Origin of the sequence: Bacillus sp. AR2-1, assembly GCF_008368755.1 — a bacterium.
In the GTDB taxonomy this organism is placed as follows: Bacteria; Bacillota; Bacilli; order Bacillales; family Bacillaceae_G; genus Bacillus_A; species Bacillus_A wiedmannii.
The window spans coordinates 14068-29969 of the sequence record NZ_QORY01000024.1; the positions used below are offsets into that span (position 1 = coordinate 14068).

Annotated in this window: 17 protein-coding genes and 1 other annotated feature; all 17 genes read left to right on the top strand. The window is 39.5% G+C overall.

From position 1 onward, the window contains the following. The first annotated feature begins 2 nt into the window (after nucleotides 1–2). Nucleotides 3–410 (top strand): Mini-ribonuclease 3, encoded by a 408-nt coding sequence (locus tag DT250_RS25005; RefSeq protein ID WP_000564263.1) that lies wholly within the window; start codon nucleotides 3–5, stop codon nucleotides 408–410. After that, complete coding sequence (gene rlmB / locus DT250_RS25010; protein ID WP_000093757.1) at nucleotides 407–1150, top strand: 23S rRNA (guanosine(2251)-2'-O)-methyltransferase RlmB; 744 nt, start codon at nucleotides 407–409, stop codon at nucleotides 1148–1150. The genes DT250_RS25005 and rlmB overlap by 4 nt, the downstream gene beginning before the upstream one ends. A gap of 3 nt (nucleotides 1151–1153) precedes the next feature. Continuing rightward, a complete protein-coding gene (locus DT250_RS25015) occupies nucleotides 1154–1666 on the top strand; it encodes an NYN domain-containing protein (RefSeq protein ID WP_000997888.1) in 513 nt (170 codons plus the stop codon). Nucleotides 1667–1733: 67 nt separating this feature from the next. Then, nucleotides 1734–2393 carry an RNA polymerase factor sigma-70 gene (locus tag DT250_RS25020; protein WP_000387198.1) on the top strand — a complete coding sequence of 220 codons (660 nt, stop codon included), beginning with the start codon at nucleotides 1734–1736 and terminating at the stop codon, nucleotides 2391–2393. A 128-nt stretch (nucleotides 2394–2521) separates the two neighbouring features. Then, nucleotides 2522–2668, top strand: a complete 147-nt coding sequence (gene rpmG / locus DT250_RS25025; protein WP_002070160.1) for a 50S ribosomal protein L33 — start codon at nucleotides 2522–2524, stop codon at nucleotides 2666–2668. Between the two features lie 32 nt (nucleotides 2669–2700). Next, on the top strand, nucleotides 2701–2880 hold the full coding sequence (gene secE, locus DT250_RS25030; RefSeq protein WP_001241321.1) for a preprotein translocase subunit SecE: 180 nt from the start codon (nucleotides 2701–2703) through the stop codon (nucleotides 2878–2880). Between the two features lie 131 nt (nucleotides 2881–3011). Beyond that, entirely contained in the window at nucleotides 3012–3545 is a 534-nt protein-coding gene (gene nusG, locus DT250_RS25035; RefSeq protein WP_000415794.1) for a transcription termination/antitermination protein NusG, read from the top strand. A gap of 167 nt (nucleotides 3546–3712) precedes the next feature. Continuing rightward, nucleotides 3713–4138: a 50S ribosomal protein L11 gene (gene rplK / locus DT250_RS25040; protein ID WP_001085872.1), complete on the top strand. Its 426-nt coding sequence runs from the start codon at nucleotides 3713–3715 to the stop codon at nucleotides 4136–4138. Nucleotides 4139–4316: 178 nt separating this feature from the next. Then, nucleotides 4317–5009, top strand: a complete 693-nt coding sequence (gene rplA, locus DT250_RS25045; RefSeq protein ID WP_002096939.1) for a 50S ribosomal protein L1 — start codon at nucleotides 4317–4319, stop codon at nucleotides 5007–5009. 49 nt (nucleotides 5010–5058) lie between these two features. Continuing rightward, nucleotides 5059–5202, top strand: a sequence feature (ribosomal protein L10 leader region). 39 nt (nucleotides 5203–5241) lie between these two features. Beyond that, nucleotides 5242–5742, top strand: a complete 501-nt coding sequence (gene rplJ / locus DT250_RS25050) for a 50S ribosomal protein L10 (protein WP_000048721.1) — start codon at nucleotides 5242–5244, stop codon at nucleotides 5740–5742. 67 nt (nucleotides 5743–5809) lie between these two features. Beyond that, nucleotides 5810–6169, top strand: a complete 360-nt coding sequence (rplL, locus tag DT250_RS25055) for a 50S ribosomal protein L7/L12 (protein WP_000159737.1) — start codon at nucleotides 5810–5812, stop codon at nucleotides 6167–6169. A 76-nt stretch (nucleotides 6170–6245) separates the two neighbouring features. Continuing rightward, on the top strand, nucleotides 6246–6845 hold the full coding sequence (locus DT250_RS25060) for a class I SAM-dependent methyltransferase (protein ID WP_048543031.1): 600 nt from the start codon (nucleotides 6246–6248) through the stop codon (nucleotides 6843–6845). 290 nt (nucleotides 6846–7135) lie between these two features. Continuing rightward, complete coding sequence (gene rpoB / locus DT250_RS25065; RefSeq protein WP_000147550.1) at nucleotides 7136–10669, top strand: DNA-directed RNA polymerase subunit beta; 3534 nt, start codon at nucleotides 7136–7138, stop codon at nucleotides 10667–10669. Nucleotides 10670–10706: 37 nt separating this feature from the next. Beyond that, entirely contained in the window at nucleotides 10707–14318 is a 3612-nt protein-coding gene (gene rpoC / locus DT250_RS25070) for a DNA-directed RNA polymerase subunit beta' (protein WP_000567950.1), read from the top strand. 113 nt (nucleotides 14319–14431) lie between these two features. Further along, nucleotides 14432–14680 (top strand): 50S ribosomal protein L7ae-like protein, encoded by a 249-nt coding sequence (locus DT250_RS25075; protein ID WP_000121828.1) that lies wholly within the window; start codon nucleotides 14432–14434, stop codon nucleotides 14678–14680. Between the two features lie 114 nt (nucleotides 14681–14794). Continuing rightward, on the top strand, nucleotides 14795–15217 hold the full coding sequence (gene rpsL / locus DT250_RS25080) for a 30S ribosomal protein S12 (RefSeq protein ID WP_001142341.1): 423 nt from the start codon (nucleotides 14795–14797) through the stop codon (nucleotides 15215–15217). Between the two features lie 29 nt (nucleotides 15218–15246). After that, entirely contained in the window at nucleotides 15247–15717 is a 471-nt protein-coding gene (gene rpsG, locus DT250_RS25085; RefSeq protein WP_001137489.1) for a 30S ribosomal protein S7, read from the top strand. The last annotated feature ends 185 nt before the right edge of the window (nucleotides 15718–15902 follow it).

Genomic DNA, 15902 nt, shown 5'->3' on the forward strand with positions numbered 1-15902 from the left:
GAATGATTGATGCAAAGCAATTAAACAGCTTAGCGTTAGCATATATGGGTGATGCGGTATATGAACAATATATCCGCTATCACCTACTTCAAAAAGGGAAAGTTCGTCCTAATCAATTGCATCGATTAGGGACAAGCTTTGTTTCGGCAAAAGCGCAGGCGAAAGTTGTTTATCATTTATTAGAGACAGCATTTTTAACAGAGGAAGAAGAGGCGGTACTAAGAAGAGGGCGTAATGCAAATTCAGGTACTGTCCCGAAAAATACTGATGTACAAACATATCGATATAGTACAGCCTTTGAAGCGCTAATTGGCTATCATCACTTATTAAATAATCGTGAAAGATTAGACGAAATTGTATATAAGGCAATTGCTGTTTTAGAAGAAAAGGAAGGGGGCACATCATCATGAGTAGTGAATATATTATCGGACGTAACCCTGTAATTGAAGCGTTACGCTCAGGAAGAGATATTAATAAAATTTGGATCGCGGAAGGTGCTGCCAAAGGACAAATACAAATTGTACTAGCACTAGCGAAAGAAAATAAGATTATTTTACAACATGCACCAAAGAAGAAGTTAGACCAGTTAGTTGAGGGGAACCATCAAGGTGTAATTGCTCAAGTGGCTGCATATCAATATGCTGAGCTAGAAGATCTATTTAAAGTGGCAGAGAAGCGTAACGAAGATCCGTTCTTCTTAATTTTAGATGAAATCGAAGACCCGCATAACCTAGGTTCTATTATGCGTACTGCGGATGCAACAGGAGCTCATGGAATTATTATTCCGAAAAGAAGAGCTGTGGGACTTACTGCATCAGTTGCGAAAGCATCGACTGGAGCAATTGAATATATTCCTGTTGCACGTGTAACGAATTTATCTCGTACAATCGATGAATTAAAAGAACGTGGACTTTGGATTGCTGGTACAGATGCAAAAGGGAAAACGGATTACCGTAATTTAGATGGTAAAATGCCAATTGGATTAGTAATTGGAAGTGAAGGAAAAGGTATGAGTCGTATTATTGGTGAAAAATGTGATTTCTTAATTACTTTACCGATGGTCGGTAAAGTTACATCCTTAAATGCTTCAGTAGCCGCAAGTTTGTTAATGTATGAGGTATATCGTAAGCGTCACGAAATTGGTAAATAAAAAATGAACGATATTTTAATCGTTGACGGTTACAACATTATCGGAGCTTGGGGAGACTTGAAGAAACTACGGGATGTAGATTTGCAATCATCAAGAGATGCACTGATTGATAAGATGGCGGATTACCAAGGATACACAGGTACAAAGGTAATGATAGTTTTTGATGCTTATACAGTCCAAGGTATTGAAAAAAAGATGAAACAATCGCGTGTGGAAGTCATATTCACGAGGAAGAATCAAACTGCAGATGAAAAGATAGAGCAGCTTGCGATTGAGCTTAGAAATATAAATACGCAAATATATGTTGCGACTTCTGATTATACGGAACAATGGGTTATATTTGCGCAAGGTGCTCTTCGGAAATCTGCACGTGAATTGGAGTTGGAAGTACAAGCGATGGAGCAACAAGTAAGAAGGCGTACACAAGACACAAAAGAAAAGCAACCCGCCATGCGAAAAATATTTAGTAAAGATATTACAGAAAAATTAGAAAAATTAAGAAGAGGAGAGCGTTGAAGCATTGACGCTCTTTATCTTTTTACTGTATAATATTGCTAAATAAATAGCGGTCGGAGGGATCAAGGTGGAAGCAGGCTTCGTAAGTGTAGGCGACGTTACATTTCGTGATTTAGAGGATGAGGCAATCGTTGAGTTAGTTCGAAAAGGTAATACTGACGCTCTAGAATATTTGATTCACAAATATAAGAACTTTGTTCGCGCGAAATCGAGATCTTATTTCTTAGTGGGTGCCGATCGAGAAGATATTGTTCAAGAAGGTATGATTGGATTGTTTAAAGCGATTCGTGATTATAAAGAGGACAAGCTGTCTTCATTCAAAGCATTTGCTGAACTGTGTATCACTCGGCAAATTATTACCGCTATTAAAACAGCAACAAGGCAAAAACATATTCCGTTAAATTCATATGTGTCTTTAGATAAGCCGATTTATGATGAGGAATCTGATCGGACATTATTAGATGTTATTTCGGAAGCGAAGGTAACGGATCCTGAAGAAATGATTATAAGTCAGGAAGAATATACAGACATAGAATCTAAAATATCTGAATTATTAAGCGATTTAGAAAGAAAAGTGCTTTCTTTATATCTAGATGGTCGTTCTTATCAAGAGATTTCGGAACAGTTAAATAGACATGTGAAATCTATTGATAACGCTTTACAGAGGGTGAAGCGGAAATTGGAACGATATATGGAAATGAGAGAGAGTACCACTTTAAATTCATAACAAATGCTACAGGTGTAAAAAATCACCTGTTTTCTTTTTGTAGAGAGTGCAAAAGGCATGTCATTGACATTGTCTTTTGTTGTATGATACATTTTTAGGGACATAATGTTACAAGGTTGGTGTAACTAATGAGGAAAAAAGTTGTACTCTCATGTGAAGAGTGTAAAAATCGAAACTACTCTACGATGAAAGATACGAGCTCAGTAGAGCGACTTGAAATAAAGAAGTTTTGTAAAACATGCAATCAGCATACAGTTCACAAGGAAACAAAATAAATAATTGAAATAATACACTGGAGGTCCCGTAGATGCGTTTAACGAACTTTTTCGGCGATGTAGGTCGCGAAATGAAAAAAGTAAGTTGGCCTAAAAAAGATGAATTACTCCGTTCAACAGCGACTGTTATCGCTACAGTTGTCTTCTTTGCGATTTTCTTCGCAGTGGTTGATATGGGCATTTCTTCTTTAATTCGGTTAATTCTTGGTTAATTCTTGAATAAGAAGCACTTATCCATGATATAATGTTATTTATAAGAACTGTGTAAAGGCCCGGTGAACGGGTTTTTTCATTTGCGCAAAAAAATGTACGTCAGGGAGGGAAGGACGCTCGTCCTAAATGAATGGAAAAAAGTTGGTATGTTGTCCATACTTATTCTGGATATGAAAATAAAGTAAAAGCAAACCTAGAGAAACGTGTAGAATCAATGGGTATGCAAGATAAAATTTTCCGTGTTGTTGTCCCGGAAGAAGTAGAAGTAGAAATGAAAAACGGTAAAGAAAAATTAATGAAAAGAAAAGTGTTCCCAGGTTATGTATTAGTAGAATTAATCATGACTGATGACTCTTGGTATGTTGTACGTAACACGCCAGGTGTAACTGGGTTCGTTGGTTCTTCTGGTTCTGGATCTAAACCATCACCTCTATTAGAAGAGGAAGTGGTTACCATTATGAAGCATATGGGAATGGACAACGAAGTGGTTGATTTCGACTTTGAACTTCATGAGACAGTGCGTGTAAATGAGGGGCCATTCGCAGATTATACAGGTGCTATTGAAGAAATTGATGTGGAGAAGAAAAAGGTTAGCGTGCTTGTGGACATGTTTGGTCGCGAGACTCCAGTTGAGCTTGACTTCCATCAAATTGAAAAATTATAAAATGAAACTTGAAATGAATTGTAAAAAGTGATAATATCTTTTAAGTCAGTACGTCTTCGTTATCGGAGACGTTTTTTGAAAGATTTTATCCTTACAGATAAAATATGACGTGGGAGGGCAAATCACTGTCCAATTGACCACATCACGGACTTAAGGAGGTGTGTCTCGTGGCTAAAAAGGTAATTAAAATGGTAAAGCTTCAAATTCCTGCAGGTAAAGCTAACCCAGCTCCACCAGTTGGTCCAGCATTAGGACAAGCAGGTGTTAACATCATGGGCTTCTGTAAAGAGTTTAACGCTCGTACAGCTGATCAAGCTGGTCTTATCATCCCTGTTGAAATTACGGTATTTGAGGACCGTTCATTCACTTTCATTACTAAAACTCCTCCTGCTGCTGTTCTTCTTAAGAAAGTAGCTGGTATTGAGTCTGGTTCTGGTGAACCAAACCGTAATAAAGTGGCAACTGTTAAGCGTGATAAAGTACGCGAAATCGCTGAAACTAAAATGCCTGACCTAAACGCTGCTAGTGTAGAAGCTGCAATGCGTATGGTTGAAGGTACTGCACGCAGTATGGGCATCGTTATCGAAGACTAATTCGATTTGTTTTTTTTAAAAAGGTTGCGGGTCTGGAATTCCAATTCGCAACCTTTATTATCGTAAATGATTATCGTTTTTAAATAAATGGATGGCGCGCATCCTCAGGTTATACCTGAAAATAAGCGTAAACGTGGGAGGTTATTCCGCTAAAACCACATTCGAGGAGGAAATAAAAATGGCTAAAAGAGGTAAAAAGTACGTAGAAGCTGCAAAGCTTGTTGATCGTGCAACTGCTTACTCTGCAACAGAAGCAGTAGAATTAGTAAAGAAAACAAACACAGCTAAATTTGATGCGACTGTAGAAGTTGCATTCCGTTTAGGTGTTGACCCTAAGAAAGCTGACCAACAAATCCGTGGTGCAGTTGTTCTTCCACACGGTACTGGTAAAGTACAACGTGTATTAGTATTCGCTAAAGGTGAAAAGGCTAAAGAAGCTGAAGCTGCTGGAGCTGACTTCGTAGGCGATGCTGATTACATCGGTAAAATCCAACAAGGTTGGTTCGATTTCGATGTAGTAGTAGCAACTCCTGACATGATGGGTGAAGTTGGTAAACTTGGTCGCGTATTAGGACCTAAAGGTTTAATGCCAAACCCTAAAACTGGAACAGTTACTTTCGATGTAACTAAAGCTGTTAACGAAATCAAAGCTGGTAAAGTTGAATACCGCGTTGATAAAGCTGGTAACATCCACGTTCCAATCGGTAAAGTATCTTTCGAAGATGCTAAATTAGTAGAAAACTTCGGAACAATTGCTGACACTTTACAAAAAGTTAAGCCAGCTGCTGCAAAAGGTACTTACATGAAGAACGTAACAGTTGCTTCTACAATGGGACCTGGCGTACGTGTAGACGTTTCTACATTAGCGTAAAATTTGGAAGTTGACTTCATAAAGAAGTTTTTATATAATCATTTATGTTGTGAATTTAATTAGTGTACCGTAGACAGTAGGTGTCAATAGACTTAATTTCCTACCTAGGTGTTAATATACGAAACGGAATTTTTTTCTGTGACTATATGCCTCCATGTCTACAAGTTGGGCATGGAGGTTTTTAGTGCACTTTCGGTACATCTTCTATATAATCTACAGGAGGTGTAATAACATGAGCAAAGTAATCGAAACTAAACAACAAGTTGTAACTGAAATCGCGGACAAACTTCGCGAAAGTAAATCTACAATCGTTGTTGACTACCGTGGTTTAACAGTTTCTGAAGTAACAGAATTACGTAAAAACTTACGTGAAGCTGGCGTTGAGTTCAAAGTTTACAAAAACTCTTTAACTCGTCGTGCTGCAGAGTCTGCTGAAATGGCTGAGTTAAACGAATTCTTAACAGGACCAAACGCAATCGCGTTCAGTAACGAGGATGTAGTTGCTCCTGCGAAAGTATTAAACGACTTCGCTACAAAACATGAAGCTTTAGAAATTAAAGCTGGTGTAATCGAAGGTAAACTTGTAACACTTGATGAGGTTAAAGCTATCGCTACTCTTCCATCACGTGAAGGCTTACTTTCTATGCTTCTTAGCGTTCTTCAAGCTCCAATCCGTAACCTTGCACTTGCTACTAAAGCAGTTGCAGAACAAAAGGAAGAGCAAGGCGCTTAATTTTTTAAAAGATAATTACTTGTTATCTATAAAACAATACAAACCTATTTAAGGGAGGATATTTACAATGACTAAAGAACAAATCATTGAAGCAGTTAAATCTATGACTGTATTAGAACTTAACGACTTAGTAAAAGCTATCGAGGAAGAATTCGGCGTAACTGCTGCTGCTCCTGTAGCTGTAGCTGGTGGCGCTGGTGAAGCTGCTGCTGAGAAAACTGAATTTGACGTAGTACTTGCAAGTGCTGGCGCTCAAAAAATCAAAGTTATCAAAGCTGTACGTGAAATCACTGGTCTTGGCTTAAAAGAAGCTAAAGAATTAGTTGACAACACTCCAAAAGCAATCAAAGAAGGCGTTTCTAAAGAGGAAGCTGAAGAAATGAAAGCTAAACTTGAAGAAGTTGGCGCTGCTGTAGAAGTTAAGTAATTAACTTTTGATGCTTTAAAAAAAGCTCGCTCTCATGCGAGCTTTTTTTTTAACTGTAAAGAAAAGAGGTGGCCATATGGCAGACCATTATTTTTCTAACGACCCTTCTAGTAAAAGTGATCGTAAACGATGGGAATTTACACTTCGTGGATCTCAATTTACTTTCTTATCTGACCGTGGGGTGTTCTCGAAAAACGAAGTGGACTTTGGTTCTCGTCTTTTAATTGAAGCGTTTCAAGTGCCAGATATTAAAGGTGATATATTAGACGTAGGTTGTGGATATGGACCAATTGGTTTATCGTTGGCGAAAGAGTTTCAAGACCGTAAAGTTCACATGGTGGATGTGAATGAAAGGGCGCTTGAGCTTGCGAAAGAAAATGCCGCTAACAATAGAATTGGAAATGTACGCATTTTTCAAAGTAGCGTCTATGAAAATGTAGATGGTATGTATGCTGCTATTCTATCTAATCCTCCAATTCGTGCAGGTAAAGATATCGTGCATGAGATTTTAGAAAAGGCTGTAGAGTATTTAGTTCCAGGTGGAGAGTTGTGGATTGTTATTCAAAAGAAGCAAGGTGCACCATCTGCACTGAAGAAACTAGAGGAAGTATTTTCTGAAGTCGAAGTTGTAGAAAAGAAAAAAGGATATTATATCATAAAATCAAAAAAACGTTGACGGTTATTTTTGGCTATGTTAACATTATACAATGCCAATATATGATTTTCTGCGTTGAGAAAGATGTATATTTTTGTTTCTCTTGGAAAAGATAGTAAAATCAGCAGATTATGAAACAGAATGATGGTTTTCTTATAGAAGCCATTTTTCTTTTTTGAGCAGGTAGAAAGACTCAACGTATTTATCTTTAAGAGAAAAAACTACGCTAATAGCAGTAGTTGTATTTATTTGTGATTTTGCACAAATTTTTTTGTGCATTTATAATACTCATGATTTGAGGGGTGAAGCAGTTGACAGGTCAACTAGTTCAATACGGACGCCACCGCCAACGAAGAAGTTATGCCCGTATTAGTGAAGTATTAGAGTTACCAAATCTTATCGAAATTCAAACCTCTTCTTATCAGTGGTTTCTTGATGAGGGTTTGCGAGAAATGTTCCAGGACATTTCTCCGATCGAAGACTTTACGGGAAATCTATCGCTTGAATTTATCGACTACAGCTTAGGTGAACCTAAATACTCTGTAGACGAATGCAAAGAGCGTGATGTGACGTATGCAGCACCACTTCGTGTAAAAGTGCGTCTAATCAACAAGGAAACTGGTGAAGTAAAAGAACAAGATGTGTTCATGGGAGATTTCCCACTCATGACAGAGACTGGAACATTCGTAATTAACGGTGCAGAACGTGTTATCGTTTCCCAGTTAGTTCGCTCTCCAAGCGTATACTATAGTGGCAAAGTGGATAAAAACGGAAAACGTGGTTTTACTGCTACTGTAATTCCAAACCGCGGAGCTTGGTTAGAGTATGAGACAGATGCTAAGGATGTTGTATATGTGCGTATTGACCGTACGCGTAAACTTCCTGTAACTGTTTTGTTACGCGCATTAGGGTTTGGCTCTGATCAAGAAATCACCGAGCTTTTAGGTGATAACGAATACTTAAGCAACACATTAGAAAAAGACAACACAGATAGCACAGAAAAAGCATTGCTTGAAATTTATGAGCGTCTACGTCCTGGTGAACCACCAACAGTAGAAAATGCTAAGAGCTTACTTGTGTCTCGTTTCTTCGATCCAAAGCGCTACGATTTAGCAAATGTAGGTCGCTATAAGATCAACAAGAAGTTACACATTAAAAACAGATTGTTTAATCAACGTTTAGCTGAAACATTAGTGGATCCAGAAACTGGTGAAATTTTAGCGGCGGAAGGAACAATCTTAGATCGTCGTACACTTGATCGCATTTTACCTTACTTAGAGAAAAACATTGGATTCAAAACAGCGAAACCAATGGGTGGAGTGGTAGAAGGCGATGTTGAGCTGCAATCTATTAAGATTTATGCTCCTGAGTCAGAAGGCGAACGCGTAATTAATGTAATTGGTAATGCAAATATTACTCGTGATGTAAAACACATCACACCAGGTGATATCCTTGCTTCTATCAGTTACTTCTTCAACCTACTATACAAAGTGGGGGATACAGATGATATCGACCATTTAGGAAACCGTCGTCTGCGTTCTGTTGGAGAACTATTACAAAATCAATTCCGTATCGGTCTTTCTCGTATGGAACGTGTTGTTCGTGAGAGAATGTCGATTCAAGATACAAATGCAATTACACCACAAGCGTTAATTAACATTCGCCCGGTTATTGCATCTATTAAAGAGTTCTTCGGAAGTTCTCAGTTATCTCAGTTCATGGATCAAACAAACCCATTAGCAGAGTTAACTCACAAACGAAGACTATCTGCATTAGGACCCGGTGGTTTAACGCGTGAGCGTGCAGGCTTTGAAGTACGTGACGTTCACTACTCTCACTATGGTCGTATGTGTCCGATTGAAACACCAGAGGGACCAAACATCGGTTTGATTAACTCATTATCATCGTTCGCGAAAGTAAATGAGTTTGGTTTCATTGAAACACCATACCGTCGTGTTGATCCAGAATCTGGTCTTGTAACAGGGCAGGTTGATTACTTAACAGCAGATGAAGAAGATAATTATGTTGTAGCCCAAGCGAATATGAAATTATCTGAAGAAGGAGAATTCCTTAGCGAAGATATCGTAGCTCGTTTCCGTGGTGAAAACATTGTCACAAATAAAGAACGCATCGACTACATGGATGTATCTCCAAAACAAGTAGTGTCGGCAGCGACAGCTTGTATTCCGTTCTTAGAAAACGATGACTCTAACCGCGCACTTATGGGAGCGAACATGCAACGTCAGGCGGTTCCGTTAATGAATCCGGAATCTCCGATTGTAGGTACAGGTATGGAGTACGTATCAGCAAAAGACTCAGGTGCTGCAGTAATCTGTAAACATCCTGGTGTTGTTGAACGCGTAGAAGCACGTGAAGTTTGGGTACGTCGCTATGTAGAAGTTGACGGTCAAACAGTAAAAGGCGACTTAGATCGCTACAAAATGCAAAAATTCATTCGTTCTAACCAAGGAACTTGCTACAACCAACGTCCAATCGTAAGTGTTGGAAATGAAGTTGTAAAAGGTGAGATTCTTGCGGATGGTCCTTCTATGGAATTAGGTGAACTAGCACTTGGACGTAACGTGCTTGTTGGCTTTATGACTTGGGACGGTTATAACTACGAGGATGCGATCATTATGAGTGAGCGCCTTGTAAAAGATGATGTGTACACTTCCATTCATATTGAAGAATATGAGTCAGAAGCTCGTGATACGAAGCTTGGACCAGAAGAAATTACACGTGACATTCCAAACGTTGGGGAAGATGCATTACGCAACCTTGACGAGCGCGGTATCATTCGCGTTGGTGCGGAAGTAAAAGATGGAGATTTACTTGTTGGTAAAGTAACACCTAAAGGTGTAACAGAATTAACAGCTGAAGAACGTCTATTACATGCTATCTTTGGAGAAAAAGCACGTGAAGTACGTGATACATCACTACGTGTACCACACGGTGGTGGCGGTATTATCTTAGACGTAAAAGTATTCAACCGTGAAGATGGCGATGAATTGCCACCAGGCGTGAATCAACTTGTACGTGCATATATCGTTCAAAAACGTAAAATCTCTGAAGGTGACAAGATGGCCGGACGTCACGGTAACAAAGGTGTTATCTCTCGTATTTTACCAGAAGAAGATATGCCTTACTTACCAGACGGTACGCCAATCGATATCATGTTAAACCCATTAGGGGTACCATCTCGTATGAATATCGGTCAGGTATTAGAGCTTCATCTTGGTATGGCAGCAAGATACCTTGGTATTCACATTGCAACACCAGTATTCGATGGTGCTCGTGAGGAAGATGTTTGGGGCACGATTGAAGAAGCTGGTATGGCAAATGACGCGAAAACAATCCTGTATGACGGACGCACTGGTGAACCATTCGATAACCGCGTATCTGTTGGTGTCATGTATATGATCAAACTTGCGCACATGGTTGACGATAAACTTCATGCTCGTTCTACTGGACCATACTCACTTGTAACGCAGCAGCCTCTTGGAGGTAAAGCTCAGTTCGGTGGACAGCGTTTCGGTGAGATGGAGGTTTGGGCACTTGAAGCTTACGGTGCTGCTTATACTCTTCAAGAAATCTTAACAGTGAAGTCTGATGATGTTGTTGGACGTGTTAAGACGTATGAAGCAATTGTTAAAGGCGAAAATGTTCCAGAACCAGGCGTTCCTGAATCATTCAAAGTATTGATTAAAGAGCTGCAAAGTTTAGGTATGGACGTTAAAATGATGTCTAGCGACGATAAAGAAATTGAAATGCGTGATACAGAAGATGACGATGATCATCAATCAGCAGATAAATTGAATGTCGAAGTTGAGACAACTAAAGAATAATTGGGATAACCTGTAGACTAAAAGGGAGGTAGGCCCCTTGATAGATGTAAATAACTTTGAATATATGAAGATTGGACTTGCTTCACCTGACAAGATTCGTTCTTGGTCATACGGTGAAGTTAAGAAACCAGAAACAATTAACTATCGTACGTTAAAGCCTGAAAAAGATGGCTTGTTCTGTGAGCGTATTTTCGGACCACAAAAGGACTGGGAATGTCATTGCGGAAAATACAAACGTGTACGTTATAAAGGTGTAGTTTGTGATCGATGTGGCGTTGAAGTAACGCGTGCAAAAGTTCGTCGTGAACGTATGGGTCATATCGAATTAGCTGCTCCTGTATCTCATATTTGGTATTTCAAAGGTATCCCGAGCCGCATGGGACTTGTCTTAGACATGTCCCCTCGCGCGCTTGAAGAAGTAATTTATTTCGCTTCTTATGTTGTAACAGAAAGTGGAGATACACCACTTGATAAGAAGCAATTACTTTCTGAAAAAGAATACCGTGCATATCGTGATCGATATGGTAGCACATTCCAAGCTGCTATGGGTGCGGAAGCGATTAAAAAGCTACTACAAGACATCGATTTAGATAAAGAAGTAGACTTCTTAAAAGAAGAATTAAAAACAGCGCAAGGACAACGCCGTACTCGTGCTATTAAACGTCTAGAAGTATTAGAAGCATTCCGTAACTCTGGAAATCACCCATCTTGGATGATCCTAGATGTTCTTCCAGTTATCCCGCCAGAACTACGCCCAATGGTACAGTTGGATGGTGGACGTTTTGCTACTTCTGACTTAAACGACTTATACCGTCGTGTAATTAACCGTAATAATCGTTTAAAACGTCTATTGGACTTAGGTGCACCAAGCATCATCGTTCAAAACGAAAAACGTATGTTACAAGAAGCTGTAGACGCATTAATCGATAATGGTCGCCGTGGCCGTCCAGTTACTGGACCGGGTAACCGTCCATTAAAATCACTATCTCACATGCTTAAAGGTAAACAAGGACGTTTCCGTCAAAACTTATTAGGTAAACGTGTTGACTACTCTGGCCGTTCTGTAATCGTTGTAGGACCGAACTTAAAGATGTACCAATGTGGATTACCGAAAGAAATGGCGCTTGAATTGTTTAAGCCTTTCGTTATGAAAGAGTTAGTTGGAAAAGGTTTAGCACACAACATTAAGAGTGCTAAACGTAAAATTGAGCGTGTACAACCTGAAGTTTGGGACGTTTTAGAATCTGTGATCAAAGAGCATCCAGTACTTCTAAACCGCGCACCAACACTTCACCGTCTTGGTATCCAGGCGTTTGAACCTACATTAGTAGAAGGTCGCGCAATTCGTCTTCACCCACTTGTATGTACTGCATACAACGCGGACTTTGACGGTGACCAAATGGCAGTTCACGTACCGTTATCATCAGAGGCACAAGCAGAAGCTCGTATTCTTATGTTAGCGGCACAAAACATCTTGAATCCAAAAGACGGAAAACCAGTTGTTACTCCATCTCAGGATATGGTATTAGGTAACTACTACTTAACACTTGAGCGTGAAGGCGCAATCGGTGAAGGTATGGTCTTCAAAGATGCAAACGAAGCAATACTTGCATACCAAAATGGATATGTACATCTGCACACACGTGTTGCAGTTGCTGCAAGTTCGGTAAATAATGTAACGTTTACTGAAGAGCAAAAGAGTAAGCTTCTATTAACAACAGTTGGTAAATTAATATTTAACGAAATCTTACCAGAGTCGTTCCCTTATATTAATGAACCAACAAACTCAAACCTTGAAAAAGAAACACCAGCGGAATATTTCGTTGAAAAAGGTGCGAACATTAAAGAAATTATTGCTAGTCGCGAAGAAGTGGCGCCATTTAGCAAGAAGATCCTTGGTAACATCATTGCGGAAGTATTCAAACGTTTCCAAATTACGGAAACATCTCGCATGCTTGACCGCATGAAAAACTTAGGATTTAAGTACTCTACAAAAGCTGGTATTACAGTTGGGGTATCTGACATTCTTGTATTAGGCGAAAAAGATGAAATTCTCCATGAAGCACAAGCAAAAGTAGATAATGTAATTAAACAATTCCGTCGCGGTTTAATCACGGAAGAAGAACGTTACGATCGCGTTATCTCTATTTGGAGTAATGCAAAAGATGTTATCCAAGGAAAACTGATGAAATCCTTGAATAAACGCAACCCAATCTTCATGATGAGTGATTCAGGTGCCCGTGGTAACGCATCGAACTTTACTCAGCTTGCTGGTATGCGTGGTCTGATGGCCAATCCATCTGGTCGTATTATCGAACTTCCAATTAAATCAAGTTTCCGTGAAGGTTTAACAGTACTTGAGTACTTCATCTCTACGCATGGTGCGCGTAAAGGTCTTGCCGATACAGCACTTAAAACTGCCGATTCTGGTTACTTAACACGTCGTCTTGTAGACGTTGCACAAGATGTAATTGTCCGTGAAGATGATTGTGGAACAGATCGTGGTCTATTAATTGGTGCGATTAAAGAGGGTAATGAAGTAATTGAGTCATTATATGATCGTCTTGTTGGACGTTTTGCAAGAAAAACTGTAAAACATCCTGAAACAGGTGAAGTATTAGTTAGTGAAAACCAACTAATTACTGAAGATATCGCGCATATCGTTGAAAATTCGGGTGTTGAAACTGTAAACATTCGTTCAGCGTTCACGTGTAACACTCGCCACGGTGTATGTAAGAAGTGTTACGGTCGAAACTTAGCAACTGGAACAGACGTAGAAGTAGGAGAAGCGGTAGGTATTATCGCAGCTCAATCTATCGGTGAGCCAGGTACACAGTTAACGATGCGTACGTTCCATACAGGTGGGGTTGCCGGAGATGATATCACTCAAGGTTTACCTCGTATCCAAGAGATCTTCGAAGCTCGTAACCCGAAAGGTCAGGCAGTTATCAGTGAAATCGATGGTGTTATCGCAGCGATTAACGATGTTAAAGATCGCCAAGAAGTAGTTGTACAGGGTGAAGTTGAAGCTCGTACGTATGCTATTCCTTACGGTGCGCGTCTGAAAGTAACTCTAGGACAGCCAATTAGCCACGGTAAAGAGTTAACAGAAGGTTCTATTGATCCGAAAGAATTACTAAAAGTAACGGACATTACGGCGGTTCAAGAATACTTACTACGTGAAGTTCAAAAAGTATACCGTATGCAAGGGGTAGAAATTGGTGACAAACACGTAGAAGTAATGGTACGTCAAATGTTACGTAAAGTTCGTGTAAGTGATGCGGGTGAAACAGATGTATTACCAGGAACACTACTAGATATCCATCAGTTTACTGATGCGAATGCGAAAGTGTTACTGAAAGGTAAACAACCAGCAACGGCTAGACCTGTTCTACTTGGTATTACAAAAGCTTCACTTGAAACTGATTCATTCTTATCTGCAGCATCGTTCCAAGAAACGACACGTGTCTTAACTGATGCAGCGATTAAGGGTAAACGCGATGAGCTTCTAGGATTGAAAGAAAATGTTATTATCGGTAAACTTGTTCCTGCTGGAACAGGTATGAATCGTTATCGCAAAGTGGATCTTGTAAAAACAACACAAGGTGACATGAATGTAGAAAACGATGAAGTTTATGTGGAACAGTAAAATTTTCCGTCGTAAATTTTGTATAAAAACAGTTAATCCTAGTTGACATTGTATGAGTCAAAATGTTACTATAATCAAGGTTGCTCCTGAACGATGCTTTGGAGGATATTTATATGTCTTATCAAAAAGTGTCAAATGCTGAAAATGTAGTCGTTGGTCATAAACGCACATTGGAGGCAATCAAAAATGGTATAGTTAAAGAAGTTGTTATTGCGGAAGATGCTGATATGCGGTTAACCCATATGATCATTCGTACCGCCTTGCAACATAACATACCCATAACCAAAGTTGAATCAGTTCGTAAGCTTGGAAAAGTTTCGGGGATTCAAGTGGGAGCTTCAGCAATAGGAATAATAAGTTAAAACTGTTTTTGTGAGGAGAGAGCATTTGCTCTTCCTTGCAAAAACTTTGTTTTCAACTAATAATGAACCACCTGGATATGTGGTCATACAAACATGCGAAGGGAGGATAATCAAATGCCTACTATTAACCAATTAGTGAGAAATGGTCGTACTGATAAAGTATGGAAATCTAAATCACCTGCGTTAAACAAAGGGTTCAACTCTTTAAAGAAAAAATCAACTGATATCTCTGCACCTCAAAAACGTGGTGTATGTACTCGTGTTGGTACAATGACTCCAAAGAAACCTAACTCAGCGTTACGTAAATACGCTCGTGTACGTTTAACAAACGGTATCGAGGTTACAGCTTACATCCCAGGTATCGGTCATAACCTACAAGAGCATAGCGTAGTATTAATTCGCGGTGGTCGAGTAAAGGATTTACCAGGGGTACGTTACCACATCGTTCGTGGTGCGCTTGATACAGCTGGTGTTGACAAACGTATGCAAGGACGTTCTAAATATGGTACTAAGCGACCAAAACCTGCTAAAAAATAATAAACTTATAATGAAAGGAGGAACTCAATATGCCTCGTAAAGGACCTGTTGCGAAACGTGACGTGTTACCAGATCCAATGTACAAGTCTAAGCTAGTAACACGCCTTATCAACAAAATGATGGTTGACGGTAAAAAAGGTAAATCTCAAACAATTCTTTATAACGCTTTCGATATCGTTCGTGAACGTTCAGATAAAGACCCTATGGAAGTATTCGAGCAAGCTCTTAAGAACATCATGCCTGTTCTTGAAGTACGTGCTCGTCGTGTTGGTGGTGCTAACTACCAAGTTCCAGTTGAGGTTCGTCCAGAACGCCGTACAACTTTAGGTCTTCGCTGGTTAGTAAACTATGCTCGTCTTCGTGGTGAAAAAACTATGGAAGAGCGTCTAGCTTACGAAATCTTAGATGCAGCTAACAATGCTGGTGCATCTGTTAAGAAACGTGAAGACACTCATAAAATGGCAGAAGCTAACAAAGCATTTGCTCATTACCGTTGGTAGGATTCAACGTAAAATAAATGTAAGCATAAACCGCTTTATTTGTCGCTTATGGAAGTGTGGAGAGGGAGAATGCCTCTCCCTTTCGTTGGGCGCTCGTTTTACATAATGAGGGTACTGGACATACTGACATGTGTAACAATATAAAGTGGCTTTTTTGCTACTTAAAATAAAAAAATCCAATCCAT